This is a genomic window from Bosea sp. PAMC 26642, assembly GCF_001562255.1.
Classification (GTDB): Bacteria; Pseudomonadota; Alphaproteobacteria; order Rhizobiales; family Beijerinckiaceae; genus Allobosea.
Genome location: NZ_CP014301.1, coordinates 4721890 through 4748620 on the forward strand (window position 1 = coordinate 4721890; position 26731 = coordinate 4748620).

A 26731-nucleotide genomic window follows, 5' to 3' on the forward strand; every position below is an offset into this window, starting at 1 on the left:
AACACCGCGCCAGTCTGAAAACGGCTAAGCCTCGCGGGTTCATCACGCGTTGTCAGACGCCGTGCTCCATAGTGGATGGTGCCCGGATCAGCACGACGCAATTATACCTTTCAAATCAGGTTGCTCCGGCGCGACGATCATCCTCGTTCGCATTCCAAGAGCCCGTGCCGGCTGTCTGAAATGAAATTTGCTATCTGCCGCTAATCTCTTTGCCGAACCCAGCACGTGCCGGAGATCGACTAAGGTTAATTTATTTTAATTCTCCTGAAACCAAAGGTGTGCCTTCCGGTTACCCTGGGTGGGGGCAACCGAAAGGAACACCAATGACCATCGAAACCGATAAGAACGACACCTTCGGACCCGCCGGAGATTCGAGGGTTTTGAATTACGCCGCTGGACGTCGCGCTTTCCTTGCGACGTTGGGCCTCGGCGCCGCTGCCGCGTTCACGTATCGGCCGACGGATGCGAAAGCCCAGAGCATCACCGATAACGACATCCTGAATTTCGCTCTCAATCTTGAATATCTTGAAGCGGAATTTTATCTGCGTGCGGCCTTCGGACGCGGCCTCTCGGACTCCGACGTCGTCGGTGGGATCGGCACTCTGGGGCCCGTGTCAGGTGGCCGCGCAGTGGATTTCACAGGCGAGCCTCTCATCCAAAGCTATGCGCGGGAAATTGCGGCCGACGAAGAGAACCACGTCAAGTTCATTCGTCGGGCACTTGGCGGTGCCAACGGATCGGTGGCAAGGCCTCAGATCGATCTAAACGCAAGCTTCACGGCATTGGCCCGCGCGGCAGGCCTCGTTGCACCCAATGCGTCGTTCGATGCCTTCGGCAGCGTCAATAACTTTCTGTTGGCCTCGTTCGTCTTCGAAGATGTCGGCGTCACGGCGTATAAAGGCGCATCGCCACTTATCCAGAACAGGGGTGTTCTGGAAGCAGCGGCTGGTCTTCTGGCGGTCGAAGCCTATCACGCAGGTCTGATCCGGACTCTCTGTTATGTACGCAACCTTCGCGACGCGACCACGTTAATCTCTAACTTCAGAGACTCGATCAGCGGCGCTGAGGCTGATCAGGGCGTCAACGATACAGCCGTGTTCGGCAATGGTTCGTTCGTGTCCTCGTCAAACATCGTTCCGACCGACGACGCCGCAATCGCTTTTTCGCGTACGCCCGCCCAGGTTCTCAATATCGTTTACGCCAATCCGACTCTCCCCCCGAAAGCCGGCGGCTTCTTCCCGTTCTCCATGAACGGCAATATTCGGTGATCTGAAGCAGGATGTGAAAAGCGGGCGCCGGTTCTTCGCCCGGAATTTCGTCTTGCGCTTGTGATGACAGAAAGATGTCGGATGGGATATTTCCCGTCCGACATTGTCGCTATGACGATCGGGCCTCGACGTTGCAAGCCGCGTTGATCAGGCCAAACTAGACGTTTTCATGAGCCACCATTCTAACGAGCCAGATCCGGGCGTCCGCGAGACGGCCGACCCGATAGGCACGCTACGAACACCACGATAGGAGAAGTTGATATGCGTTATCTCGTTTTGACGGTGTCCTTTGCAGCGGCCCTCGCGGTGAGTAGTGCAGTCGCTCAAAGCACTGCACCGGCGGCGCCGCAAGGAACGGCAGCACCAAGGGAACCGCTCGGCCTTGGCCCATCCAATAAGCTCGACGTGACGAACTTGGTGCCTCCCAGTGAACTGGCGCCTGGTGACAACAAGATTACCGACTCGCAAGCCATACTACGGCTGCAGAACGCTGGCATATCAGATATCGTCAATCTCATGAAGGATGAGAAGGGTATCTGGCGAGCAAACGCCAAGCTACGGAGCCGTATCGTCACTGTCGGACTGGACTATAAAGGCAATATTAGCGCTCAGTAGCGCCTCCATGACGCATCGTTGCGCCTTTCCAATTGGCGCAGCGATGCAATCAATGACAGGTATTTTTTACGAAATGCAATTTAATTAGAGCGGAATCCGATCAGGTTGCATCATATCCTGCGGCGCTGAAGTAGTTTGCGCATTCAGCGGGCGGGAAGAGATCGATTAGGCGGCCGATGGCGCCCCACAGACCGTTGATTGTGCGCTCGGCGGCTTTTCGGAGCATCGCCTTGAGCCTGGCGAAGGCGTTCTCGATGGGATTGAAGTCGGGACTTTAGGTGTTTGGTCCCGGGATGAAGTGACGCGGGTCGATCTTGAAGGGTGATGGGTCTTTCGTCCATGCCTGACAGATGGCCTCGTATGGCGTTCGCCATCGCAGGGCCTTCAGATGCTTGGCGAAGTTGTAGGCGGCGACGAAGGCCACGACATGGGCCTTCAAGCTCTCGAGATCGGGGTAGTGGAAGACCTTGGTCGTCGCATCCTTGATCGTGCGGTTCATCCGCTCGGCCTGGCCATTCGTCCAAGGGTGGTAGGGCTTGGTCAGATTGTGCTCGATGCCGTTGGCGAGGCAGAGGCGGTCGAACATGTGCGGCCCCCACTGCCGGGAGATCCCGTTGCGGTTCTTCGGCAGGTCGGCGAAGGCCATCCCGTTGTCGGTCAGGATCGTGTGGATCGAATAGGGAAACGCTGCGATCACATTCTCCAGGAACGCGGTCCCGTTCAGCATCTTGGTGCGATCGTGGAACTCGACATAGGTGAACTTCGAGACGCGATCGATCGCGAGGAACATGTGCAGCTTGCCGTCCGCCAGGCGCAGCTCGCAGTGATCGATATGGACATAGCCGATCGTCGTCGCGGCGAACGTACCCCGCCTTGAAGCCTTCTCTTCGCTCTGCGGGAGGCGTGAGATGCCGTGCCGCTCCAGGCAGCGATGCAGGCTCGAACGCGTCAGTGTTGGAATAGCCTCTCTCAGGCAGCCCAGGACGTCGTCGAGTGGCAGCAGCGTGCGGCGCCGGAACTCAACGACCATCGCCTCCTCCGCCAAAGTCAGAACGGTACTGCGCGGATCGCGCGGGCCCATCGGAGCATCCGACGTCGATGTCCGCTCACGCCATTTCGCAACGGTGGTTCGGCTCAGCCCATATCGCCGGGCGAGGACACTGGTCTTCTCTTGCGACGCTTGGAGCTCGGCTCGAACTCGCGGCGTCGTGCGGGCGCTGCCGTGAAGAACTCCTGCCATAAGCCCTCCTCTGCCTCTCGGCTCAGAATAGCGTCACGACTCTCCGGGACCAAACACCTATCACTACTTTGGCAGATTTTTATGAACTAGCCAGCATCGGCAATGCGGACATCGCGTCGGAGGCGGCCGCTCGAGCCTGAAGATGATGGCTGCCCGGATTGCTGGAAGGGTTGGCTGTGGTGGCGGACCCTGGCTTCTTTTTTCCCGCTTCGCCTATTTGAGGCGGCGGGATTGGAGGAAGGCGTAGGCGATCATGGTCATGAGCGCGTGCCGGTGTAGCCCTGCCCATGATCGTCCCTCAAAGTGGTCGAGACCGAGTTCCTCCTTCAACTGCTGATGCGCCTGCTCGCAGATCCAGCGCGCCTTGATCGCGCCGGCCAGGCGCGTGAGCGAGGTGTCGGCCGGGAGGTTCGAGAGATAGTACTTGCGGTCTCCATTTGAGCGATGTTCTCCGATCAGCCAGACTTCCTCGCCCGGCAGATGCTGGGGGCCCATGGCGCCGATCCGCTGTGGCGGACCGTCGGCGACACGCACGCGCCTCGCGGCAAAGCGGGCCTTCAGGCGGCCCTTCGTCCCGCGCCGCCAACTCAGCATCCGCCAAGGCGTCTCTTCCAGCATCGCCTGTGCGCTGACCGACGCCGTGTCCGGGACATGGCGCTTTCGCGGGCGGCCGCGTCCGGCGACGGGGAAGATCATCGTCACGCCGGCCTGATAGACCTTCTGCTTGAAGGGAATGCCAACTGCCCAGACAAGCCCTCGCTCGCTCAGGCCCTGTCGGAACGACGCGGAGAGGCCATACCCGGCATCGGCCAGCACGCAGCCAAAACGCGCCCCGGCGGCCCGGACGCGATCGATCTCGGTGAGCGCGATCTCCGGCTTGGTCCGATTGCGCCCAAAATCCTTCGGCACACCTGCACGTGAGAGCCGAGCGGGATCGCTCGTCCAGCTCTCGGGCAAGAAAAGCCGCAACCCCACCATGACGGGGACTTCACCGGAAGCCAGCGTCAGCGACACCAGCGTTTGACAGTTGGCATTCTTGCCGAGCGCCGAGGCGTATTGCGGCGCGACGCCGACCGAGCGTTCGCCTTTCTTCGGCAGGGCCGTGTCATCGACGATCAGCCAGGCCTCAGCGCCGCCAACCATCCTGTCGGCCTCAGTGAGCAAGGCCTTCTCAAGTGGCGCGGCGTCCCAAGTCCCGCTGGCGATGAAGTGATGAAGCTGGTCGTAGCCGACGCCACCGTCGCGCGCCGCCATCGGCTGGATGCTCTTGCGATCACCTGCGCCGATCAGCCCTGCCACATAAGCCGGACACATCCGCGCCCGTACCTTGTGCCCAAGTGCATCGAGAAACGGTGCAAGCCAGCGCTCAAGATCGGACTTCCAGCTCTCGTCCATGGCCGGCCCTCCATAAGCCGACCACCCATGAATCACGCAAACCGCGCCGCGGGAATCCCAAAAATGCTGCCCAACTCAAAAATCTGCCAAAGTAGTGCTAGAGCAGGTTCATCGTTTTCCGATTCTGGCGGGATTCCCAAGCCGCGCGAACGGTGCGATTCCTTCCTGGTCTTACGCGGGAGGCTTGGATGGCACGGGCTTACATCCAGGATTTGCGTGAGCGCGTTATTGCGGCGACCGAAGCGGGCTTGCCTCCCGCCATGCGGCCGATCGGTTTGGGGTCGGCATCGCGACGGCGATCGTCTGGGCGCGCCGGGCGCGGGAAACCGGAGAGCGCAAGGCGCGGCGGCAGGGTCAGCCGCAGCGATCCAAGCTCGATCCGTATGGGGCCTATTGACGTGCTCCCCGTTTTCCCGTCGGTCATAAGTTAGGTCCGGCTTCGTTTTGACGTGCTCCCCGATTTTGGGCCAGCGCGAGCTGGAATCTTCCGGGGTTAGGGCTCATGCCGGCGGGGGCGCTGGAGAGCCGTTCATCAGAGATATCGGCGGCTTGTTGCCGATGGCGCTGTGTGGCCGGATCTCGTTGTAGTCTCTGCGCCAAGCCTCCATTTTTGCCCGAGCGTCGTCAAGGCTCATGAACCAGTGCGTGTTCAGGCACTCGGTCCGGAACTTACCGTTGAAGGACTCGATGAAGCTGTTGTCGGTCGGTTTGCCCGGCCTTGAGAATTCGAGTACGACGCCCTTCTGATAGGCCCAGAGATCGAGGACCCGGCTGACGAATTCCGAGCCCTGGTCGACGCGGATGCTCCGGGGATAGCCCATGGCGCCGCAGATCCGCTCAAGCGTCACGACGACGTCCTCGCCGCGATAACTGAACCGCGGGTCGACGGTTGGCGAGAACAGGGAGAAGATGTCGACCACGGTCAGGACCCTGATCTTGCGGCCCGTCGCGAGCTGGTCGTGGACAAAATCCATCGCCCAGGTCTCGTTCGTCTGCGTCGCCGGACGACGGTCCTCGCGCAGTTTTGCCTTGACCCGGCGCCTGGGCACCTTGTTGCGCAATTGCAGGCCCAACTCCTTGTAAAGGCGGTAGATCCGCTTCGGGTTCACCGCCCAGCCATCCCGTTGCAACAGGATATGCACGCGGCGATAGCCATATCGCACACGCGTCTCGCAGATCTCCTTGACCGGCGCCAGCACGAAGATGGCAAGACAGCGCGGCCGGGCCCCGCGTGGCCAGCGCCTTCGCGCCGGGATTCCCAACGGCCACTGGAAAACCACGACCTTCGTCGCCGGCCTGCGCCTTACAGGCATGACCGCGCCGATGGTGCTCGACGGGCCGAACCGCGAGGCCTTCATCGCCTATGCAAGCCAGGTTCTCGGGCCAACGCTTGCGCCAGGCGACATCGTCATCATGGACAATCTACCCGCCCACAAAGGCAACGCCGTGCGCCAGGCCATCGAGGCAACCGGAGCCACGCTCGTCTTCCTGCCGCCCTACAGTCCTAACTTCAACCCAATCGAGAACGCCTTCGCAAAGCTCAAGGCGCTCTTGCGAAAAGCCGCCGAGCGAACCGTCGAAGGCCTCTGGCGAGCGATCGGAACAATCCTCGAAACTTTCACGCCCCGCGAATGCCAGAAGTACTTCATGGCTGCTGGGTACGAGCCGGAATAACGTAAAAATGCTCTAGTTTGCGCGCAGGTACTGCCAGATGTTCTCGACCGGGTTCAGTTCGGGCGAGCGCGAGGGCAGGAAGATCAGCGAGATGTTTCTCGGCACCGCGAGCCTGGCGGTCGTGTGCCAGCCGGCGCGGTCGAGCAGCAGGACGGCATGGGCGCCCTTTGCGACCGTCCTGGCGATCTCGTCGAGATGGGCCTGCATGGCGTGCGTATCGGCAAAGGGCATGGCGAGCGCCGCGCCGACCCCCAGCGACAGGCAGATCGCTCCGAACAGATAGGCGCTCTCATAGCGCTGATCGGCGGGCTGGCGCGGCCTGGTTCCGCGTCTGGCCCATTGCCGGACCAGGCCGTTCTTCTGGCCGATGCGGGCCTCGTCCTGAACCAGAGTTCGATCGGCTTGCGCCTGGGCACATGGGCGATATGGGCCTCCAGCGTCACAGCGAAGTTTTTTGAACGCTTCGATCACGCGCTCGTCCTGGGCGGGAGGATGCGGCCACGCGCTGATGTGGGAGAAGCTGATCTGCTTCAGCAGCTTGCCGATCGTGCGCTCGTGATAATCGATTCCAAAGCGCTCGCGGACGACCTTCTGGAGATCGATGCGCCGCCAGCGCACCACGCCATCGACGGCCCGGTCGGGTCCGGTCTCGACGATGGTCGCCAGAGCGACGAGCTGATCGACCGAGAGCCTGGGCGGATGTCCCTTCGAGCGGATGTCCTTCAACCCGTCGGGGCCGCTTTCGTTGAACCGGTGAACCCAGTCGCGCAGCGTCTTGCGATCCATGTCGCCGATCTGCGCCGCCTGCTCCCGATCCATGCCGTCGAGAACCGCCGCCAGCGACAGAAGCCGGCGGCTCTGGTTGGCGTGCCGCGACCCCGCCGCGAGCCGTCGCAGATCCACGGCGGAGTAGTCCGTTCGAAGCTTCACCGCATCAGCCATGGCGCGGATCCTCCTCGCGTCCATGGAATCAGTTAACCCGGCCGCAGAAAAGACCCCGTGAGTCAGCCTCGGCGGCCGTTGGTATAACATACGTCCGACTTCACTGGCCCTGAAATCGGTAGATCGCAAATCGCTCATTCGCTACGATCATAGGTACGGGCGCACCCGCGCCATTCACGAGGCCTCGTTTTGCAATGGCGAACAACTCTTTGTTGGGCAGCAAAGTTTTAGCGATCGCCGTGAGGTCATCTGCAGGAAACACTCCTTTCTCTGAAGAATTCACTGCAGACAGAAGGCGCGTGTATCTCTCCCTTATAATCGATTGAAGTACGCCGACTGGTTTTCCGGGCGGGAAAGACAGCGAATAGAAATTGATCGCTCGTGTTGAATTTTCGACAATCCACCAAAATTCCTGGCAATATGAAGGCGGTAATACGAAAGCGACGACAGCATTTTCCGATTTAACGGATGGGTCGGCCAACAACGCCGAGTCTGCCGGGCGACTGCACTTGATAGGCGGAACCTGCTTTCCGCCGGCGATAACGGACCATGCAGCGCGAGGTGCAGTGTAAAACCAAGTCAGCCCGCCTTTTGGCATTTCCCGAATCTGAACAATAAAAAGCAGCAGGGCAGGAACGGATAGTCCAATAGCGACCGCGACCCGCCTCGGCGAGGGGGTGTGCAGGATTTGCGCAAACTGGGCGAAGCCGAGGGCACCCAGCAGACAGAAGCAGATATTAGTGTACTGCAGAAACGTAACGTGGCTCGAACCGGGAGCGACTGTGACGGAGAACGCGAAAATGCCTGCTACCCCAGCCGCTGCCAGAAGGAATTGCGCATCCCGCGTTGAAGTGCAGCGCCGCCGGATCAGCCAGAAGAAGAAACCCGGCGTTAGCGCGCCCGCCTGGAAGACGACCATGAGGACGAACGCTGCAACGGCTGCGATCGCAGTCGGCACGCCGGCTGCGAGCAACGAAACGGGGACCGTGAAGAGAAATTGGTCTTTGTCCACCAGATCTGACAATGGCCAAACGATGCGTACGAAGCCCGTGCCGCTGATGTCGCCACCAATACCATAGAAGACGTACATTCCGGCGGCAAAACCGATCGTCAAACCCAGGATGTGCGCAGCCCCGCGCCAGTCCCACGGCTCACGACAGACCGCGTTCCGCAGCAGCAATGCGCCGAACGCGAAGATCAGGATCGGAGGCGCGACGCTTCGGGCGCCGGTCGCAACGAACGAAAGAGCCGCGAGGATCGCGATATCCAGGCCAAAAGGTGTCGCCTTTGCGCGAGAAAGCTCGATGCCTGCGGCAAGCGTCGCGAAGAACACAATGAAGGCGAGCGCTGGAGACAAGAGCAGGGCCGCACTGAAGGGCGCGAAGATGGCGAACGCGTTGCCGAACGTCGGCGGCACGCCAACGGTACCAAAAAACGTCAGCAGGGCGAGGATCGCCGCCCATATCGGCAGTCGGAGATAGCGTTGGCCGAATGCGAACATCGACAGCGCACACGTCGTCAACAGCGTATGGGGCCCGTATCGGGCAACCAGAACGTCGAGGGGAATGTCTAGAGCTTGGTGGGCAGCCAGGAGCCAGAGATGGGCTCCATAATGATAACTGAAGGCCGTGCCCGGCATCAGAAGGTTCTCAGGCCGCCAGCCTTGCAACAAACCATCGATGATGATCGCCTGAAACGCCCAATGTTGTGAATATGTATTGGATGTATCAAATCCTACTAGGAACGCCATTGATATTAATGAGCAAAAAATACACGTGGATAAAATAAATATTTTAGCAATCGATCTTTTTAAATTAAATTCGAAAATTACCAAAATATATTTTGTAAGTACAATCATAATAAATATCATTGTAAATAAAATTACGAAAATATAATATAATTCATGTGAGTTTCCTATTAGCCATACAAAACTAAACAATAATATATTTATAATCAGTCCACAAATCCAAATTAATGGAATAGCATTTTCTACATAGTATTTAGCGTTTATTAATAGTGAGATTATAGAAATACCAATCAAAATGTTAAAAAGTATAATATATAGCGAAAATTTTAGAGCAAAATAGACAGAAGGATGTATTACTAAAAGTGATGCATAGAAAATGAATAAAGAAATTAGCGGCGAAATAATATCAACGCTAATTCGAAGATTAGCATTCGATTTTTGATCATGGGTTTGAAGCATATGATTCTGACCGGGTCGTACGTTGAGGCAGGAGTGCGGAAGGTCTTTTAGTGGGGGCCGCGTAGTTTCTCGCTAATAGTTTATTCCCGACGCGATTCGCGCAATGCGTACCATCCCGTCCCTTGACTCGCCAGCCGCGCATCTCGAGGTAGGTCGTCCTTCGCCGATAGCCGCGGTGCGGGAACAGAGGTGTCAGATTGTTGATATCGAGTGGGCATCTCGTAGCGACGACGCAGCATCTCGAAGTCGCGGCAAAGGGCATCACGAGCCCGTCCTGCTTCTCTTTGGTCTGATCGGGCTACTGCCGCTCGAACGTGTGCCTCCCCCAGCTGGAGCCGGCATCGACGTCGTCCACGTCTCGACCAGCCGGGTGGGTTCTCAGCCTTAGCGTCCCCTACCTGCACAAGCTCACCGAGCGAGCGCATTCCGTCTCGACGTGGTCGAGGAACGCGATCAACTCTTCTCTGCATCAGCGCTCATCGAAGCGCACGGGGTCAAATGCGTTCGCCCCTGGCAGGCATAGTGGCGTCTTCTGTAGCTGGGTCAGGACGTGCTTGCCGTATTACGAGATGCGACCTCGTCCTCATAGCTCCGGATATTGTAGAGGCGGCTGCCGGGGAGCGCTGATGGAGCCGCAAGCAACATACGAGACAGCAGCCGTTGATTACGCAGGATTTGATCCCAAAGTAGTCTCGCAGCGGCCTCAGGCTGGATGATCAGATGCGCGGTCAACACCCAGGCGAGGTCGTTACGCCGTAATCGGCGCAGATAAGTCACAACCGCCCGGCGAATGTTACTTAATCGGAATTTGTCGTCAGCCATGGCCGTCTCACCCGCGGAGGAAATGCGGGTTCTGGATCGTTGGAATCTAGCGACAGATTCGGGTTCCAGAATGGGTCGGTGTCCAAAATGCTGCCCCAGCGCTCGCGCATATAGATCCTTTCCTGCTCGAAGCGCTTGAGTTTGGCACCGGACACATCGGATCCGCGACTTTTTGACTCGTGATGCATCAAGCTGGCGTAAGGGGTCCAGACTATGCGATGGCCCGACCTGCCGATGCGGATGCAGAGATCGACGTCATTGAAGGCCACTTTCAAATTGTCTTGATCGAAACCTCCAATTTGCTCGAAAACGTCCCGGCGGACCAAAAGGCACGCTGCCGTTGCGCATGAGACGTCGCGGGCGAGGCCGAGTTGGCCAAAATAGCCAAAAGAATCCTTAGCGGCCCCCCGCTGGGTATGTCCAGCAACACCCAGAACACCTAGTGTCACGCCAGCGTGCTGTAACGTGCCATCCGGATACAACAGCTTGGCGCCGACCGCTCCGACGTCGGTTTCAGCCAAATGGGCTGCCATCTCTTTTAGCCATGTTGGCTCCAGGATCGAGATGTCGTTGTTCAGAAAGAGGATGTGATCGCCGGTAGCCTGTTTGACGGCGTCATTGTTGATCTTGGAATAATTGAATTCGCCCGGGCATGCGACGACTCTGACACCGAAAGCAGCCATCGATGCAAACAGGGCAGATGTTGCGGGTTCGGAGCTGCCATTATCGGCGACGATGATGTCGAGATCTGGATAATCCGTCTTGTTCAGCAGGCCCTGAAGGCATTCTTCGAGAAGATTTGCATGATCGCGCGTCGGTATCACGATGCTGATGCGTGGCCAGTTCACGAGATGGCGCCGCACGCGGTGATATCCAGCTATCCCCGCTTCTACCGTCGCTGTCTGGCCGCGCGATGCAAGTTGCTCCCTGATAGCGGATCGCGCCGCTAACGAAGCCCGATCATGCTGCGTCGATGAGAATGTCCCGGCACCGGGATAGAGGCGCCAATGATAGAGCACATGGGGCACGTGCACGATCGGCCCGTGCGTCGCTGCGACCAGGCGCAAGACGAGGTCGTAATCTTGGCTCCCTTCGAAGCCGAGACGAAATCCGCCAACGGATTTCACCGCCGACGTGCGAAAAACGCCTAGATGGCTGATGAAATTCTGGCCGTAAAGCAGCTCGCGATTAAAATCCGGTTTGAAGTACGGATCGTAGCGCCGGCCTTCGTCGTCGAGCTTGTCTTCGTCGGAATAGAAGATGTCGGCGTCGGGATGAGCATTTATCGCATCCGCCATCATGGCCAAGGCATGGGGAGCAAGCACGTCGTCATGATCGAGCAACGCCAGATAGGAGCCCGTGGCGAGTTCCATGGCAGTATTGCTGCAGGCGCTGATGTTGCCGTTCTCGGATCTGAAAACCAACTTGATCCGAGATTCTCCGGCAGCGGCGTCTTCGAGAACCTCACGGATGTAGGGGCTTTTCGAGCCGTCGTCTGCGATGCAGAGTTCCCAGTCAGGATAGATTTGTGTCTTGACCGATTCGATCATCGCCCGCAGTGCGCCCGCGGGCGTTTCATACGCGGGCACGATGATCGAGAAAACAGGCCTGTTTTCAAGTGTGTCGATATGCTGCCGGATTTGTTGTGGCTCGTCGTCGGAAAGGCAATCATGGCCGGCGATCCAGCTTCGATAATTATCCGTGCGAATCGGCAACGCGGATCGGAATAGGTCTTCAATGGCGGCCTTGGCGCCACGACCGGTCAGCATCCGATGGAACGAACGAAACTGCGAAGGGTTGGCGCCTAAAATAGCCAACATCGCCTGAGCTTTACTGAGCCGTCGCAATGAAATCCGCAGATTGATTTCAGCTTGTTCCGTGGCATCACCATATCGCAGGAAGACGTCCGTAACTTCGTCGGGAATACGGACGATGCTGGCGCCATCGAGAATTGGAGCTCGCCCCAATCGAAGGCTCAGCCGCTGCGCATTGCGCTTGACGCATACCATGACCCAGTCGCGCGGGTTCGGTGGTGATTCACCTGTCAATTTAAGCGACCACCATCCGCTATATCCGCCGGCGGGTCGTTCCATCGCATAGGTCACACCCACCAGGTCGGTCGATGACTTGGCGGTGTGATCTGATCGTGAAATCTGCTCCCGAACGCGTTGTATGCGTTCGGCTGTCCGATGCAACGACCGGGGGACCGTCCAGAGTTTTTTCATCTTGGCAGCTTGTTGAGGCGCTTTTCGTCCGAGGTTTGGATTCATGCCTAGTGGGATGAGTAGGCCCACTCACATCGGCGCAGGCATCGGCGCGAAAGGACGAAACGAGCGAACTGGTCTTGCGCATTCAAACCGTAGTTGCCTGACCCTGAACTGCGCTGTCAAGAGATAGCCCCGCGCAGCAGGCAGCTGAGCCCCCGAAGCGCGACCTGCGGCGTCGGCCATAGGTCCGACGTTGAAATTGCTTGGTTCCGCATTTGGTGGGGTGGGTTGAGCTTCCTCTTAAAGCTCCGGATATTGATAGCCATGGCAACCAACGCCATACGGACTGTGGGCAGCCGCGCGGGCGTTCAAACCGCCTCTCACGCACCGGCTGCAATGGCTCCGCCAAATTGACTGGGCTGGCGATGATCTCGCTCCTAGCAAAGTTCTTGCCGGATGTCGCAGGACGCGTTTTTATAAAGGGCGTGAAGGCCCACTAAAAGTCGATCTCCTGTCCGGCCACTCTCTGTACATTTACCACTAAGGCAAAGGACTGGCCGCGCGGAAAAATTTGTCTACGCTGAATAGGCCGTTTCAGCCCCCGTGAGTTTGGCACCAAGTCAGGTGCCAATATCGCCCGACACTTGCAGGATATAACGCCCGTAGTCACACTTGGCGAGCGTTTCTCCAAGGGCAACAAGTTGTGCCGCTGAGATCCAGCCCTGCCGGGCGGCGATTTCTTCCGGGCAGGCGATGCGCAGGCCCTGGCGGCTTTCCAGGGTGCGGACGAACTCGCCGGCTTCGAGCAGGCTGTCGGGGGTGCCGGTGTCGAGCCAGGCGAAGCCGCGGCCCATGCTCTCGACCGAGAGCTGGCCGCGCTCCAGATAGACCCGGTTGACGTCGGTGATCTCGAGTTCGCCGCGGGGCGAAGGCTTGAGGTTGGCGGCGATGTCGATCACCTGGGCGTCGAAGAAGTAGAGCCCGGTCACCGCCCAGTTCGATTTCGGCGCCTTGGGCTTTTCTTCGATCGAGATCGCCTTGCCGACCGCGTCGAATTCGACCACGCCGTAGCGTTCAGGATCGCGCACATGATAGGCGAAGACCGTCGCACCGGTCGCCCGGGCGCCGGCCGCCTGCATCATCTCGGGCAGGCTGTGGCCGTAGAACAGGTTGTCGCCGAGGATCAGGACGGAGGGCTGCGACCCGACGAAATCCGCCGCGATGATATAGGCCTGCGCCAGGCCCGCCGGCGTCGGCTGCTCGGCGTAGGCGAGGTCGAGCCCCCATTCGGAGCCGTCGCCGAGCAGCCGCTGGAAATGCGGCACGTCGTGCGGCGTCGAGATGATCAGGATCTCGCGGATGCCCGCCAGCATCAGCGTCGTCAGCGGGTAGTAGATCATCGGCTTGTCGTAGACCGGCAGCAGCTGCTTCGACATCGCCAGCGTCATCGGATGCAGCCGCGTGCCGGAGCCGCCGGCCAGAATGATGCCCTTCATGATATCCGTCCTGTCTGTTCCGCGGCGATGAGCCGCTCCGCGCAGGCCCGCAGCGAGCCGCGCCACTCGGGCAGGGCCACGCCATGGGCTTGGGCGAGTTTGGATGAATCCAGCCGCGAATTGGCCGGTCGCCGCGCCGGCGTCGGGTAGTCCCGCGTCGCGATGCGCGTCACCCGCACGGGCGTCCTGCCAGCCGCGGTCGCGACCGCGAAAACGGTCTCCGCGACATCGGCCCAGACGGCCTCGCCCTGCGCCGCCATATGGAAGATGCCGCGCAGCGCTGGATCGCCTGGACGCTCCACAAGATTGCGGGCGACGCCGAGCACCGCATCGGCGATGTCGAGCGCGTTCGTCGGCGAGCCGGCCTGGTCGGCGACGACGCCGACCTCGTCGCGATCGGCGCCGAGCCGCAGCATGGTCCGCACGAAGTTCTTGCCGAAGGGGCTGTAGACCCAGGCCGTGCGCAGGATCGCATGGTTGTCGGTCGCCGCGATCACGGCCTGCTCGCCCCCGAGCTTGGAGCGGCCATAGGCCGAGACCGGCCCGGTCCGGTCGTCCTCGCGATAGGGCCGGTCGAGCGACCCGTCGAAGACATAGTCGGTCGAGATCTGGATCACCGGCACGCCGAGTCGGGCGGCGGTCGCAGCGACGATGCCGGCCGCCTCCGCATTGACCCTGTGCGCCGTCCCGCTCTCGCTCTCGGCGAGATCGACAGCGGTGTAGGCCGCGGCATTGACGATCACGTCGGGCTTTGCCGCCGTGAGCGCGGGCGCGATCGTCTCAAGCCGCTCCAGATCGAATGCGGGACGTCCCAGCGCGACGAGATCGATGCCCGACGCCGCGGCCCGCTCGGCGAGCGCCAGCGCGACCTGTCCGTTCTGTCCGGTGACGACAACTCTCATGACGGGCCCCAGCATCCTCTCAGTCGAAATAGCGCGGCAGGTCGGCGAGCCGCGGATGCGTCCTGTCCTTGTCGGACAGCGTCAGTCCGTCATGGGAAAGCATCCAGTCGATCTGCAGCGCCGGATCGTCGAAGGCGAGTCCGTGATCGTCGGCGGCCGAATAGAGGCTCGTCACCTTGTAGATCACCTCGGTATCGGGCTCGAGCGTGACGAAGCCATGGGCGAAACCGGCCGGAACCAGCATCTGCCGCCAGTTCTCGCGCGACAGCTCGATCGATACATGCTGCCCGAACGTCGGCGACGACCGGCGGATATCGACGGCGATGTCGAGGATGCGGCCATGGGTGACCCGCACCAGCTTGTCCTGCGCGAAGGGCGGCGACTGGAAATGCAAGCCCCGCAGCGTGCCGACCGCACCCGACAGCGAATGGTTGTCCTGCACGAACTCCAGCGCGATCCCGGCCGCGGCGAAGGCCTGCCGGTTGTAGACCTCGGAGAAGAAACCGCGATGGTCGCCGAACTTCCTGGGCTGGATGATCTTCACATCCGGCAGGGCCGTGGCTTCGACGCTGAGCATGGTGGATCGCTTTCGTTTGGAAGGGCGGGCTCGGGTAGCGGGCTCAGCCGGAGCCGAGCCGCTCGCCGCGATAGACGCCCGACCGGATGTCGCCCCACCAGGACGGATTGTCGAGATACCAGGCCACCGTCCGGCGCAAGCCTTTCTCAAAGGTCTCCTTCGGCGTCCAGCCGAGCTCGCGGCCGATCTTGCCGGCGTCGATCGCATAGCGCGCATCATGGCCCGGCCGGTCGGTGACGTAGGCGATCAGCCGCTCTCGCGGCCCCGCCGGATCGGGCCGCAACTCGTCGAGGATCGCGCAGATCGCGCGCACCACCTCGATATTGGCCATCTCGTTGTGCCCGCCGATATTGTAGGTCTCGCCGAGAACGCCCTTCTGCGCCACCAGCAGCAGCGCATCGGCGTGATCGTCGACGAAGAGCCAGTCGCGCACGTTCTGGCCGGAGCCGTAGACGGGCAGCGGCTTGCCCTCCAGCGCATTGATGATCATCAGCGGGATCAGCTTCTCGGGGAAGTGATACGGCCCGTAATTGTTCGAGCAGTTGGTCATCACCGTGGGCAGGCCATAGGTGTGATGCCAGGCCCGCACGAGATGGTCCGAGGCCGCCTTCGAGGCCGAATAGGGCGAGTTCGGCTGATAGGCCGTGTCCTCGCGGAAGAGCCCCTCGTCGCCCAGCGAGCCGAAGACCTCGTCGGTCGAGATATGATGGAAACGGAAGGCCACCTTCCGATCCTCCGCCAACCCCCGCCAATACCGCAGCGCCTCCTGCAGCAGCGCGAAGGTGCCGACGATATTGGTCTGGATGAAGTCGTCCGGCCCGTCGATCGAGCGATCGACATGGCTCTCGGCAGCCAGATGCATGACGACGTCGGGAGCGAAATCAGCAAACAGCGCCTGCATGGCCGCAGCATCGCAGATATCGGCCTGCTCGAAGCGAAAGCGGTTGCTGCCTGACACCAACGCCAGCGAAGCGAGATTGCCGGCATAGGTCAGCTTGTCGACCACGCAGACGCTGTGAGCCGTCTCCCCGATCAACTTGCGCACCACCGCCGAGCCGATGAAACCCGCCCCGCCCGTAACCAGAAACTTCAAAAACACGCCCTCTCATCATGGATCTAAATAGCTGCTTAGGAAGCGCCATTGGGTAGGGGAGAAACATTCCTCACTAATCTGTCAAGCATTTCCGATTATCGCGGCGTATCAATGGGGGGCAGTCTTTTACTCAAGGCTCGATCGCGCCGCCTTGAGCAGACGCGCCGTCATCGGACCGGAACAGCGACGAACGAAATTTTCTCATGAGTGCGGGGGACACATCGCGGCCAGCGCACTGCTATCGATCGGTGCAACGCGTCCATCGGAGAGGATAAGACTGGCCGAAAGAGGGCCTCTGGCACAATCCAGCGGGGTTTTTGTCATGACCGAAAATCCGAACCGGTAACGCTTCAGATCGGCACCAGAGGCTTCGATAGCGATATTGGGGCGCATTCTGCGCATGCGGTCGAAGCCAATGATCTCTTTATTCTGCTGGATCGCGATATGCGAACCCTCGTCCGGCCGCCGAAGGTCTATGCCGTATCCGCGCAGGAGAGCCCGGCCGTCGTCGCGTAGACTGGTGGAATCGAGCCCTACCAGAAGATCCGAAACCGGCTTTGCGGGGTTTGCGAGCAGCGCCGCGCGTGCATTATCGGCTGCCGTCTGGGTTCTCCGGGTGTTGATATCTGCGAAGATGCCAATAGCGACGAAGCAGGCTAGAAACAGGCTGGTACTGCGCGAGAGAGCCTTTGACGAAAGTCCGTCGGCCCATCGCTTAAGCCGGATGTGCAGGCGCAGGTCAAGCGGGGCAAGCAGGAAGGCTGCTGCAAGCGACGCTCCGACCCAGATCCCAAAGACCCAATGTCCAGACATTGACGCCGGAAGAAATCTTTCGAATATCAGGATGATAGGCACGTGGCAGAGATACAAGGCATAGCTGGCATCGCCCAGTCTGAGGCCGACGCGTGAAACCGGGGCGATGCCGAACTGTGAAGCCTTGATCGCGGCTGCGAGCAGAAGCGTTGCTGAGATGCTGCTGGTCCAACGTTGCGCATCCTCGTGGGAGAGCATGAAGGTCGCGCCCAGGAATGGCAGCGCCAAGGCTACGAGAATGCCAGCTCGAGGCGATCGTTCGAGAACGCGAGGCAGCAGAAATCCCAGGACGAAAGCTGTATTGGTCGACTGTCCGAATAGTTGCGTCAGTGTCGGAGTCAGCGTTTCCGCCGGGCCAAGGGCAATGGCGGAAACCACTGGGATGGAAACCAGCCAGGCTACGAAGACGCCGTCCAACCACCGTCGCAGGCCGGCAAGCGCCAAGGCTACAATGACGACATAGTAGGTCATCTCAAACAGCAGCGTCCACTCCACGCCGAGATAATAGTCACGCGGTCCAGCCGGGATCAGCGTGAGGGGTAAAATGTCTGGGCGACGGATCGGGCCCGTCGAGGCATAGCCTGCGAAGGCAAGCATCACCACGACCAGCATCAGCGGATAAATGCGGATAATACGGTTCAGCAGGAACCGACGCGGATCGTCGCGCGAAATAAGCTGCGCCATCAGATATCCTGACAGCGCAAAGAAGATGGACACGCCGTATGTTCCCCAAGCGCCCGAAAAGACCTGCAGGAGAGCAGACTGCCCGCGAAGCTCTCCCAAGTAATGCGCGGCATGATAAAGCAGCACGGCGCTGGCGGCGAAGCCGCGCAGATATTGGAGCCACAGATATCTCTGTCCGAGCGCCTGTTTCGGTGCCGCGCCTGCTATTGATGTCAAAGAGGATGGAGTGATCTGTCTATTGCTGGCGATTTGGCTCAAGGGCATTCAATCGATTCCAGCCGGTGCTGGACCAAGCCGGCTGTTGAATCCATCGGCTAGTCCAATGCATATGGAACTTAACGACCCTGCCGGTCCTCTCAGCGCCAGCAGACCGATCTGAGCGGCAAGACTCGCACATGACTTGATCCGCCAGCGCAGCGGCACATGGCGAAGGCGCGCGGCTGCAATTACATTGCGTACATAGTAATAGTTGCGGATCGGGCTGTGGCGAAGAATTTGGGCCTTGCCCATCTCCTCCTTGCTCACGGCCTCTCCCCAGCGGTGCGGCACTGTGAGATCTATTTCAATGTACGAGCCCCAGCCACGGTCCCAAGCCCGAAAACCCCATTCGACGTCAATGCCGGCGATGAAAAAATCATCTCTAAAGGGGCCGATTTCTGCATAGGCGGCGACGCTTACCAGCGAACCCGAGGTCGGTGCGAAATCGACTGCAGCAATATCGTTCCCGCGGGGCTTTCCACGCCATTCATATCGGATGGGTTTGTAGAACTCCCCTTCCGGCGGCACGAGGCGCGGCGCCAGGATGGCGATCCTCTCACCTTGGCGTTCCAGCGCCATGAAACGTTCGGTCAGCGTTTCGAGGACCCCGGCTGGTGGCTCAGTATCCTGATCGAGCAGCATCACATGGGTAAACCCCTCCCGTGCAGCCGCTTCCATCACCGCGTTGAGGCCTCGACCCAGGCCAAGGTTTTCCGGACTTGAAAAAAGCCGGAGCTCTGTCGGGGCCAAGGCTTCAATGAGTTCGGCGTCCAAATAGCCGTTAGCAAACGCAAAAAAGGGGCACCCGCGCAGCGCATCGGCTTGCCTGGCGAGCAAGACGTGGTCTGGTTTGTATAGCACCACAGCCGCGCAGGCGCGTGCACCTCGCATTTGCACCTCCTGCGGTCTCATCGCGCTGCCATCTTTCTCTCGCGATACGCGGAATCAGCAGGCGCAACGCGACATCAATCGCTCAGGTGCCACGGCGCGTCCGAGAGCAGACCGCGCCGCGAGCGCATCGCGAGAACTCGCTTTGCGTCAACTCATGACGAGTCCAGTACTCATTCACCAACCTTGCCCGCCATACGCCGCCTGCGCGATAAGGGTCAATGGCCTGGCTGTCTGCCCTGGCGCAACAAAGCATCCAAGAGCCTCCTCAGCATGAGCTTCCGCAACATCCACACCCACGGTATCATCCGCATCGCCTGCGCCGCGCCGCGGCTTCGCGTCGCCGACCCCGCCTTCAATGTCGCCGAGACGATCGCGATGCTGCGCCGCGCCGATGAGCGGGGCGCGTCCATCGCGCTTTTCCCCGAGCTCGGCATCAGCGCCTACGCAATCGACGACCTGCTGCAGCAGTCAGCCCTGCTGGACGCCGTGCTCGCCGCGCTCACGACGCTGGTCGAGGAAAGCCGCACGCTCCAGCCGATCGCCGTCGTCGGTGCGCCGCTCCGCGTCGAGGGGCGGCTGTTCAACTGCGCGGTGGCGATCCATCGCGGACGCATCCTCGCCGTCGTGCCCAAGACCTATCTGCCGAATTACCGCGAGTTCTATGAGCGCCGCCAGTTCGCCTCGGGCGAGCGCGCCGGCGTAACCTCGATTGCTCTCTGCGGCCAGAACGTGCCCTTCGGCACCGACATCCTGCTGACAGCCTCCGATGTCCCCGATCTCGCGATTCATATGGAGATTTGCGAAGACGTCTGGACGCCAATCCCGCCCTCGTCCTTCGCGGCGCTGGCGGGTGCGACGGTCCTGCTCAACCTCTCGGCCAGCAACGTCACCATCGGCAAGTCGGACTGGCGCCATGCCCTGTGCAAGGCCCATTCCGGCCGCTGCATCGCGGCTTACGCCTATTCGGCCGCGGGCACGGGCGAATCGACCACCGACCTCGCCTGGGACGGACAGGCCATGATCTATGAGAACGGCGCGCTGCTGGCGGAGGCCGAGCGCTTCGCGCCTGAGCCGCAGCTCATCGTAGCCGATATCGATCTCGAGCGGCTGGCGATGGACCGCATCCGACAGAACACTTTTGGCGACAATGCCGATGCCCATCGCGACAGGCTGGCGTTCCGCCGCGTGGCTTTCGAACTTTCGCCCGACCGGGATTCAGATATCGGCCTCGCGCGCACGGTCGAGCGCTTCCCCTTCGTGCCGAGCGACGATGCGCGGCTGAACGAACTCTGCTTCGAGGCCTACAACATCCAGTCCCACGGCCTGCGCAAGCGCATGGAGAGCGCCCGCGTCGAGAAGATCGTCATCGGCGTCTCCGGTGGCCTCGATTCGACGCAGGCGCTGCTGGTAGCGGCCCACACCTTCGATGCCCTCGGCCTCCCGCGCGAAAACATCCTCGCCTACACGCTGCCGGCTTTCGCCACGAGCAAGGGCACCAAGGCCAATGCCTGGAAGCTGATGCAGGCGCTCGGCGTCAGCGCGAGCGAGATCGACATGACGCCGGCCTGCCGGCAGATGCTGGAGGATATCGACCACCCCTTCGCGAAGGGCGAGCCGGTCTACGACATCACCTTCGAGAACGTGCAGGCCGGCGCGCGCACCTCCGTGCTGTTCCGGCTGGCCAATTTCAACAACGCCATCGTGCTCGGCACCGGCGATCTCTCGGAGCTGGCGCTGGGCTGGTGCACCTATGGCGTCGGCGACCACATGTCCCATTACAACGTCAACGGCTCGGTCTCGAAGACGCTGATCCAGCATCTGATCCGCTGGGTGGCGCAGTCGCAGCGCTTCGGGACCGATGCCTCGGCGGCGATGCTCGACATCCTGGCGACCGAAATCTCGCCCGAGTTGGTGCCGGGCGAGGGTGACGGGCCAGCGCAGCGGACAGAGGATTTCGTCGGTCCCTACGCGCTGCAGGATTTCAACCTGTTCTACATCACCCGCTTCGGCTTCAGGCCAAGCAAGGTCGCCTTCCTCTCGCACCATGCCTGGGCCGATGCATCGCGCGGCGCCTGGCCGCCGAACATGGAGGAAGGCAAGCGCCTCGCCTATGACCTGCCCACGATCAAGCGCTGGCTCGGCATCTTCGTGAAACGCTTCTTCGAGACCAGTCAGTTCAAGCGTTCTGCGGTCCCCAACGGACCGAAGGTCTCATCGGGCGGCTCGCTCTCGCCGCGCGGCGACTGGCGCGCACCCAGTGACGCCTCGGCGGCGGCGTGGCTGGCCGATCTGGAGAATATTCCGGATTGAAAGCAACCATTGCGTCGCGACTGAAGCACAACGTCATTCCGGAGCTTCGCGCAGCGAAAGGCCCGGAACCCAGACGCACAGGTGGCGCAGTAAGGGGCGGCGGCGTTGGTGCTTCTCTTGTCACTGGCAGTGTTTATGGGTCCGGGCTCGACCCTGCGGGCCGCCCCGGAATGACGGCGCCGGTTCTGACCTGGACCGAGCTTAGCCGCCAAGCTTTCGATCATATGCCAGCACGGCTTCCAGCAGCACCTGCGCGCCGGCCGCGCATTCCTCCAGCGTCGACGATTCCGCCTCGTTATGGCTGATGCCGCCGGCGCAGGGCACCATGATCATCGTGGTCGGCGCCACGCGCGCGACATAGGCCGCGTCATGGCCCGCGCCCGAGACGAGGTCGCGGGTCGCAAAGCCCGCAGCCTGCGCTCCCTCCCTCACGCATTCGATCAGTTCCGGCGCGAAGGCCACTGCGGGCGACTTCCAGAACAGCGCCTCGTCATAGGTCAGGCCAAGCGGCGTCAGGCAGCGCTCCAGCGCCGCGCGGAATTCCGTCTCCAAGATGTCGACCACCGCCTCGTCCTTGTGGCGCAGATCGACCGTGAAGAAGACCTCGCCGGGGATGACGTTGCGGCTGTTGGGCCGGTTCTCGATCAGCCCGACGGTCCCGACCGCGTCGGGCGCATGGGCATGCGCGATCGCATCGACCGCGTCGATCACGCGAGCGGCGCCGAGCAAAGCGTTCTTGCGCAGATACATCGGCGTCGCGCCGGTATGTGCGTCCTGCCCGGTGACGGTGACCTCGTACCAGCGCATCCCCTGCACGCCGGTGACGACGCCGATCATCGTGTCTTCCTTTTCTAGGATCGGCCCCTGTTCGATATGGAGTTCGAACATCGCGGCGAAGCTGCGCTGGCCCACCGGTTCTGCGCCGCGATAGCCGATCGAATCCAGCGCGGCCTCGAAGCTGACGCCGTCGCGATCCAGCTTTCCATAGGCTTCCTCGCGGGTGAAGGCGCCGGCAAACACGCCCGAGGCCAACATCGCCGGTGCGAAGCGGCTGCCCTCCTCATTGGTCCAGTTGACGAGTTCGAGCGGGGCATTGGTCTGGTAGTCCAGGGCATGGAGCGTCCGCAGCACTTCGAGCCCGGCCAGCACGCCGAGCACGCCGTCGAACTTCCCCCCAGTCGGCTGCGTGTCGAGATGCGAGCCCATCGCGATCGGCAACGCATCAGGGTCCTTGCCCGGCCGGCGGGCGAACATGGTGCCGACCTCGTCGATCGCGACGGTGCAGCCGGCCGCCTCGCATTGCGCGCGGAACCAGTCGCGCACCTGCCGGTCCTCCTCGGAAAGCGTCAGCCGGCGGATGCCGCCCTTGGCCGTGCCGCCGATCTTCGCGGTCTCCATCAACGTGTCCCAGAGCCGCTCGGGATCGATCTTCAGGTTGGGGATCATGGTGTCGTCTCGATGCGTGCGATGTCGCGTGGTGGATTGGATGACGTCATGCCCTGCGCTTCATGCGAAACGTCCCGCCGGCTCGAATCCCGCGGGCAGTCGCCCGGCGGGCACGGCGAGGCTGGAGCGATCGCGCGCGACATGCTCGCCCTGTCCGGGCTTGCCCGCCAGCACGCCGTCGCGCACAACGACCTGCCCGCGCACGATCGTGAGCACAGGCCAGCCTTTCACGGCGATCCCCTCATAGGGCGTATAGTCGGCCCCGTGATGGAGCAGCGACTGCGAAATCGTCACCTCGCGCTCAGGGTCCCAGATCGCGATGTCGGCATCCATGCCGATCGCGATCGAACCCTTCTTCGTCAGACCGTAGGTTTTAGCGTGGTTGGTCGATGATAGCGCCACGAACTGGTTCAGCGTGATGCGGCCCTTGCCGACGCCCTCGGAGAACAGGATCGGCAGGCGGGTCTCGATGCCGGGGATGCCGTTGGGCACCCAGCGGAAGGAGGTCTTGCCCTTCGGGATCAGCTTGCCGGCCGGGTCGTCATAGCGGAACGGGCAATGGTCGGAGGAAAAGACGTTGAAGGTGCCGTTCGCCAGGCCCTCCCAGCAGGCCTGCTGGCTCGCCGTATCGCGCGGCGGTGGCGAGCAGACATATTTCGCACCCTCCATGTTGAGGCCGTCCATGTCCTTCTCGGTCAGCACGAGATATTGCGGGCAGGTCTCGCCATAGACCTTCAAGCCCCGCGAACGGGCGCGCTGGATTTCCTCCATCGCCTCGCGATTCGAGACATGCACGATCATCACCGGCACATCGACGAGTTCGGCGAGCGAGATCGCCCGGTGCGTCGCCTCGCGCTCGACGGGGATCGGACGCGAGGTGCCGTGGAATTTCGGCGCGATGTGCCCGCCGCGTTCGAGCCGGTCGGTCAGAAAGCGGATCGCGTCGTAGTTCTCGGCATGGACCATGACGAGCGCGCCGGTCTCGCGCGCGACCGACATCACCTCGAGCATCTCGCGGTCATTCAGGGCGAGGCCCTCATAGGTCATGAAGACCTTGAAGGAGGTGTAGCCATCCTCGATCAGCGCGGGCAGATCCTGCCCCAGCACCTGCTCGGTCGGGTCGGAGATCACGAGATGGAAGGCGACATCGGTGTAGCACTGCCCGTCTGCCAGCCCGTGATAGGCCTTCACCGTCTCGCGCAGGCTCGTTCCCTTCTCCTGGACGCAGAACGGCATCACCGTGGTATTCCCGCCGAACGCGGCCGAGAGCGTGCCGGAGGCGAAGTCGTCGGCCATCACGATGCCATCGCCGCTGGGCTGGGCGATATGGACATGGCTGTCGATGCCGCCCGGCAGGACCAGCATGCCGGCGGCGTCGATCGTCTCCGTCGCGGCGCCGAGATCATGCCCCAGCGCGACGATGACGCCGTCGCGGATGCCGATATCGCAGGAAAACACGTCCGAAGCCGTCGCGATCGTGCCGTTGGCGATGATGAGATCGTAAGCCATGGAAGGTCCTGCATGTCCCGGCCGGATGCGACCGCAGCGCCATCATTCACATAAGGTTCGGAAAATACAGCCGGTATCGATTGCCCTCTATGCGTCGCCATCGGGGGAACGCCTCTGCCTCCAGATGACATCGTTGCGCACAAAAAACATGCTTGCTTGTTTGTAAATGATGCGAGACCTTTGGCTCGACTTTTGCCGGCGAGGGATGTGGGTCCGTGTCGATCTCGGAAGGCCGTCGATCTCAGAAGGAGCGGAGCGCCGAGACCTCGGCCCGCCTGATGGCCGCGACCATCGATCTGCTGCACGATCGTGGCCTGTCCCGCACCTCCACTCCCGAGATCGCCAGCAAGGCCGGCGTCTCGCGCGGCGCTCTGACGCATCATTTCGCGAGCCGCGAAGCGATCATCAGCGCCTCGGTCTCCCACATGCTGGCCAGGACCACCCGCGACCTGCACCGTTTCGCCGAAGACTTTCTGGAGCGCGGCGGATCGAGCGACGAGATCGTCGACTACATCTGGCAGATGATGTCGGACCGGCTGTTCTACGTCACGATGGAGTATCTGCCCGAGGCCCGGCACAATCCCGATTTCCGAGCCGATCTCGTTCCGGTCGTGCGCGAATTCCACGCCGGCCTCGACGCGATCTGGACCGCGCTGGCTGCGCGCACCGGCGTCGATCCCGACCATGCCCGCACGGTGATGAATACGACCATGTGCCTGGTGCGGGGCATGATCGCCCAGACGGTCCTGCGCAGCGACCCGCTTTATTACGACCAGATGCTGACCTTCTGGAAGCAGCAGGTCCGCCAGCATTTCCCGGCGCAGATGGAACGGTCGCCAGCGCTCAGGCAGGCGGGGCAGGGAAGATGAAAGCTGCGCTGACGATCGACGGACTGAAGCTCGACTTCTACGGCGTCCATGTCCTGCGCGGCGTCGATCTCGCCGTGCCGGAAGGCTCGTTCACCGGGCTGATCGGTCCGAACGGCGCCGGCAAGTCGACCTTGTTCAACGCGATCTCGGGCCTTTACCGGCCCAAGGGCGGCACCGTCCGTCTCGGTGAAGTCGAGACGACCGGCCTTCCGCCCGAAAGACTGGTCGCTGCCGGGCTGGTCCGCTCCTTCCAGCTTGCGCGCGGTTTTCCGAAACTCAGTGTCTTTCAGCATCTAATGCTCTACGGCGCCGATCAGCCGGGCGAGCATTTGCTGGCGGCCTTGTGGCGCTCTCGCGCTGCCAGGCAGCGCGAGAAAGACCTGTCCGAGCGCGCGCACGGTATCGCAAGGCGTCTGAAGCTCGACCATGTCCTCGACAATCCGGTTACCGCATTGTCCGGCGGCCAGAAGAAGCTCGTTGAGATCGGCCGGGCGCTGATGGCGGAGCCGAAGATCCTGCTGCTTGACGAGCCGATGGCTGGCGTAAACCCCACGCTCGCCGACGAGATCGCCAGCCATCTGATCGCGCTGAATCGCGATGGATTGACGATCTGCCTGATCGAGCACGACATGGCGCTGATCAAGCGGCTCTGCCATCCGGTCATCGTCATGGCCGAGGGCCGGACGCTGACACAAGGCACTTTCGACGACGTTGCCGCCGACACGCGCGTGCAGGAAGCCTATCTCGGGAGGCGGCATTGAACGGAGCTGCCCTTCTTGACGTCGATGGCGTCGTCGCCGGCTATGGCGCGGCCGAGCAGATCCTGAAAGGGACGTCGATTCGTGTCGGACCCGGCGAGATCGTCTCGATCATCGGTCCCAACGGCGCCGGCAAATCGACCCTGCTCAAGACCATCGCCGGCCTTGTCGCCGCGCGAGAGGGCGCGATCCTCCTGAACGGCACCGACGTGACCCGAGAGGGCGCGCTTGGCCGTGCCAGGCACGGCATCGGCTTCGTGCCGCAGGAGCGCAACGTCTTCGGTGCCATGACGGTTGCCGAGAATCTGGAGATCAGCGGCTTCCAGGAGCCGGGCAAGGTCCGCCAGCGCAGCGATGAACTCTACGCCCGCTATCCCATGCTGGCGCAGAAGCGCCGCGCCCTTGCCCGCACCCTGTCGGGCGGTCAGCGCCAGATCCTAGCAATGGCGATGGGGCTGATGAACGCACCCGCTTTGCTGCTGCTCGACGAGCCGACGGCGGGCTTGTCGCCGAAGGCCGCCGAAGAGCTGTTCGAGGCGATCGTCGCGCTCAACCAGGGCGGCCTGCCGATCCTGATGGTCGAGCAGCACGCGTTGGAAGCGCTCGAAATCTCGACGCGCGGCTATGTCCTCGTCGCCGGGCGCAACAGCCGCGAGGGCGGCGGCCCCGCGCTTGCGGCCGATCCCGAAATCCGCCGGCTCTTCCTCGGCGGCTGATGCATGACCGTACCGATGCCTGCCATCATGAAACCAGACG

At 61.5% G+C, this 26731-nt stretch carries 19 protein-coding genes and 4 pseudogenes; 7 read left to right on the forward strand and 16 right to left on the reverse strand.

Translation table 11 applies throughout. From position 1 onward, the window contains the following. Positions 1-323 precede the first annotated feature (323 nt). A complete protein-coding gene (locus tag AXW83_RS22640; RefSeq protein ID WP_066617665.1) occupies positions 324-1268 on the forward strand; it encodes a ferritin-like domain-containing protein in 945 nt (314 codons plus the stop codon). Between the two features lie 261 nt (positions 1269-1529). Then, positions 1530-1883 carry a hypothetical protein gene (locus AXW83_RS22645; protein ID WP_066617667.1) on the forward strand — a complete coding sequence of 118 codons (354 nt, stop codon included), beginning with the start codon at positions 1530-1532 and terminating at the stop codon, positions 1881-1883. A 100-nt stretch (positions 1884-1983) separates the two neighbouring features. On the opposite strand, the pseudogene AXW83_RS28315 reads toward AXW83_RS22645, so the two are convergent. The 4 genes and pseudogenes from AXW83_RS28315 to AXW83_RS22660 all read right to left on the reverse strand — a co-directional run. Then, a pseudogene (locus AXW83_RS28315) lies at positions 1984-2157 on the reverse strand (IS630 family transposase); the annotation flags it as partial. After that, on the reverse strand, positions 2158-3123 hold the full coding sequence (locus AXW83_RS22650) for an IS481 family transposase (protein WP_066617671.1): 966 nt from the start codon (positions 3121-3123) through the stop codon (positions 2158-2160). A 79-nt stretch (positions 3124-3202) separates the two neighbouring features. Continuing rightward, positions 3203-4518, reverse strand: a pseudogene (locus AXW83_RS22655) (IS701 family transposase). A gap of 500 nt (positions 4519-5018) precedes the next feature. Next, positions 5019-5702, reverse strand: a pseudogene (locus AXW83_RS22660) (IS3 family transposase); the annotation flags it as partial. Between AXW83_RS22660 and AXW83_RS22665 the strand changes: the two are divergent. After that, positions 5695-6192 (forward strand): annotated as a pseudogene (locus AXW83_RS22665) (IS630 family transposase); the annotation flags it as partial. The pseudogenes AXW83_RS22660 and AXW83_RS22665 overlap by 8 nt on opposite strands. 12 nt (positions 6193-6204) lie before the next feature. Here AXW83_RS22665 and AXW83_RS26800 read toward each other — a convergent pair. The 10 genes from AXW83_RS26800 to AXW83_RS22710 all read right to left on the reverse strand — a co-directional run bounded on the left by AXW83_RS26800 (position 6205) and on the right by AXW83_RS22710 (position 19083). Then, positions 6205-7134 carry an IS630 family transposase gene (locus AXW83_RS26800; protein WP_168166140.1) on the reverse strand — a complete coding sequence of 310 codons (930 nt, stop codon included), beginning with the start codon at positions 7132-7134 and terminating at the stop codon, positions 6205-6207. 100 nt (positions 7135-7234) lie between these two features. Beyond that, a complete protein-coding gene (locus AXW83_RS22675; protein WP_156640318.1) occupies positions 7235-9340 on the reverse strand; it encodes a hypothetical protein in 2106 nt (701 codons plus the stop codon). 543 nt (positions 9341-9883) lie between these two features. Then, a complete protein-coding gene (locus AXW83_RS27330; RefSeq protein ID WP_156640320.1) occupies positions 9884-10162 on the reverse strand; it encodes a hypothetical protein in 279 nt (92 codons plus the stop codon). Beyond that, positions 10138-12387 carry a glycosyltransferase family 2 protein gene (locus AXW83_RS22680; protein ID WP_168166141.1) on the reverse strand — a complete coding sequence of 750 codons (2250 nt, stop codon included), beginning with the start codon at positions 12385-12387 and terminating at the stop codon, positions 10138-10140. Before AXW83_RS22680 ends, AXW83_RS27330 begins: the two co-directional genes overlap by 25 nt. 602 nt (positions 12388-12989) lie before the next feature. Beyond that, on the reverse strand, positions 12990-13865 hold the full coding sequence (gene rfbA / locus AXW83_RS22685; RefSeq protein WP_066617677.1) for a glucose-1-phosphate thymidylyltransferase RfbA: 876 nt from the start codon (positions 13863-13865) through the stop codon (positions 12990-12992). Continuing rightward, positions 13862-14767: a dTDP-4-dehydrorhamnose reductase gene (gene rfbD, locus AXW83_RS22690; protein WP_066620428.1), complete on the reverse strand. Its 906-nt coding sequence runs from the start codon at positions 14765-14767 to the stop codon at positions 13862-13864. The genes rfbA and rfbD overlap by 4 nt, the downstream gene beginning before the upstream one ends. A gap of 19 nt (positions 14768-14786) precedes the next feature. Next, a complete protein-coding gene (rfbC, locus tag AXW83_RS22695; RefSeq protein ID WP_066614007.1) occupies positions 14787-15344 on the reverse strand; it encodes a dTDP-4-dehydrorhamnose 3,5-epimerase in 558 nt (185 codons plus the stop codon). A 43-nt stretch (positions 15345-15387) separates the two neighbouring features. Further along, positions 15388-16443, reverse strand: a complete 1056-nt coding sequence (gene rfbB, locus AXW83_RS22700) for a dTDP-glucose 4,6-dehydratase (RefSeq protein WP_156640323.1) — start codon at positions 16441-16443, stop codon at positions 15388-15390. Between the two features lie 195 nt (positions 16444-16638). Further along, positions 16639-18192: an acyltransferase family protein gene (locus AXW83_RS22705; RefSeq protein ID WP_168166142.1), complete on the reverse strand. Its 1554-nt coding sequence runs from the start codon at positions 18190-18192 to the stop codon at positions 16639-16641. Positions 18193-18198: 6 nt separating this feature from the next. After that, positions 18199-19083, reverse strand: a complete 885-nt coding sequence (locus tag AXW83_RS22710) for a glycosyltransferase (RefSeq protein WP_168166143.1) — start codon at positions 19081-19083, stop codon at positions 18199-18201. 270 nt (positions 19084-19353) lie between these two features. Between AXW83_RS22710 and AXW83_RS22715 the strand changes: the two genes are divergently transcribed. Then, on the forward strand, positions 19354-21393 hold the full coding sequence (locus AXW83_RS22715; protein ID WP_066617687.1) for an NAD(+) synthase: 2040 nt from the start codon (positions 19354-19356) through the stop codon (positions 21391-21393). 201 nt (positions 21394-21594) lie between these two features. Here AXW83_RS22715 and AXW83_RS22720 read toward each other — a convergent pair whose 3' ends face one another. Beyond that, on the reverse strand, positions 21595-22839 hold the full coding sequence (locus AXW83_RS22720) for a M20 family metallo-hydrolase (protein WP_066617690.1): 1245 nt from the start codon (positions 22837-22839) through the stop codon (positions 21595-21597). A gap of 60 nt (positions 22840-22899) precedes the next feature. Then, positions 22900-24348: a dihydropyrimidinase gene (gene hydA / locus AXW83_RS22725; protein ID WP_066617693.1), complete on the reverse strand. Its 1449-nt coding sequence runs from the start codon at positions 24346-24348 to the stop codon at positions 22900-22902. Positions 24349-24563: 215 nt separating this feature from the next. Between hydA and AXW83_RS22730 the strand changes: the two genes are divergently transcribed. Genes AXW83_RS22730 through AXW83_RS22740 form a run of 3 tightly spaced genes read left to right on the forward strand, consistent with a single transcriptional unit; the run spans position 24564 to position 26691 of the window. Then, on the forward strand, positions 24564-25217 hold the full coding sequence (locus AXW83_RS22730) for a TetR/AcrR family transcriptional regulator (RefSeq protein ID WP_066617695.1): 654 nt from the start codon (positions 24564-24566) through the stop codon (positions 25215-25217). Continuing rightward, positions 25214-25978: an ABC transporter ATP-binding protein gene (locus AXW83_RS22735; protein WP_066617697.1), complete on the forward strand. Its 765-nt coding sequence runs from the start codon at positions 25214-25216 to the stop codon at positions 25976-25978. Before AXW83_RS22730 ends, AXW83_RS22735 begins: the two co-directional genes overlap by 4 nt. After that, positions 25975-26691 (forward strand): ABC transporter ATP-binding protein, encoded by a 717-nt coding sequence (locus tag AXW83_RS22740; RefSeq protein WP_066617701.1) that lies wholly within the window; start codon positions 25975-25977, stop codon positions 26689-26691. The genes AXW83_RS22735 and AXW83_RS22740 overlap by 4 nt, the downstream gene beginning before the upstream one ends. Positions 26692-26731: the final 40 nt, after the last annotated feature.

Coding starts and splice junctions, on each gene's coding strand:
- AXW83_RS22640 (WP_066617665.1), top strand. CDS start 324: ATGACCATCGAAACCGATAAGAACGACACCTTCGGACCCGCCGGAGAT.
- AXW83_RS22645 (WP_066617667.1), top strand. CDS start 1,530: ATGCGTTATCTCGTTTTGACGGTGTCCTTTGCAGCGGCCCTCGCGGTG.
- AXW83_RS22650 (WP_066617671.1), bottom strand. CDS start 3,123: ATGGCAGGAGTTCTTCACGGCAGCGCCCGCACGACGCCGCGAGTTCGA.
- AXW83_RS26800 (WP_168166140.1), bottom strand. CDS start 7,134: ATGGCTGATGCGGTGAAGCTTCGAACGGACTACTCCGCCGTGGATCTG.
- AXW83_RS22675 (WP_156640318.1), bottom strand. CDS start 9,340: ATGCTTCAAACCCATGATCAAAAATCGAATGCTAATCTTCGAATTAGC.
- AXW83_RS27330 (WP_156640320.1), bottom strand. CDS start 10,162: ATGGCTGACGACAAATTCCGATTAAGTAACATTCGCCGGGCGGTTGTG.
- AXW83_RS22680 (WP_168166141.1), bottom strand. CDS start 12,387: ATGAAAAAACTCTGGACGGTCCCCCGGTCGTTGCATCGGACAGCCGAA.
- rfbA (WP_066617677.1), bottom strand. CDS start 13,865: ATGAAGGGCATCATTCTGGCCGGCGGCTCCGGCACGCGGCTGCATCCG.
- rfbD (WP_066620428.1), bottom strand. CDS start 14,767: ATGAGAGTTGTCGTCACCGGACAGAACGGACAGGTCGCGCTGGCGCTC.
- rfbC (WP_066614007.1), bottom strand. CDS start 15,344: ATGCTCAGCGTCGAAGCCACGGCCCTGCCGGATGTGAAGATCATCCAG.
- AXW83_RS22710 (WP_168166143.1), bottom strand. CDS start 19,083: ATGCGAGGTGCACGCGCCTGCGCGGCTGTGGTGCTATACAAACCAGAC.
- AXW83_RS22715 (WP_066617687.1), top strand. CDS start 19,354: ATGAGCTTCCGCAACATCCACACCCACGGTATCATCCGCATCGCCTGC.
- AXW83_RS22720 (WP_066617690.1), bottom strand. CDS start 22,839: ATGATCCCCAACCTGAAGATCGATCCCGAGCGGCTCTGGGACACGTTG.
- hydA (WP_066617693.1), bottom strand. CDS start 24,348: ATGGCTTACGATCTCATCATCGCCAACGGCACGATCGCGACGGCTTCG.
- AXW83_RS22735 (WP_066617697.1), top strand. CDS start 25,214: ATGAAAGCTGCGCTGACGATCGACGGACTGAAGCTCGACTTCTACGGC.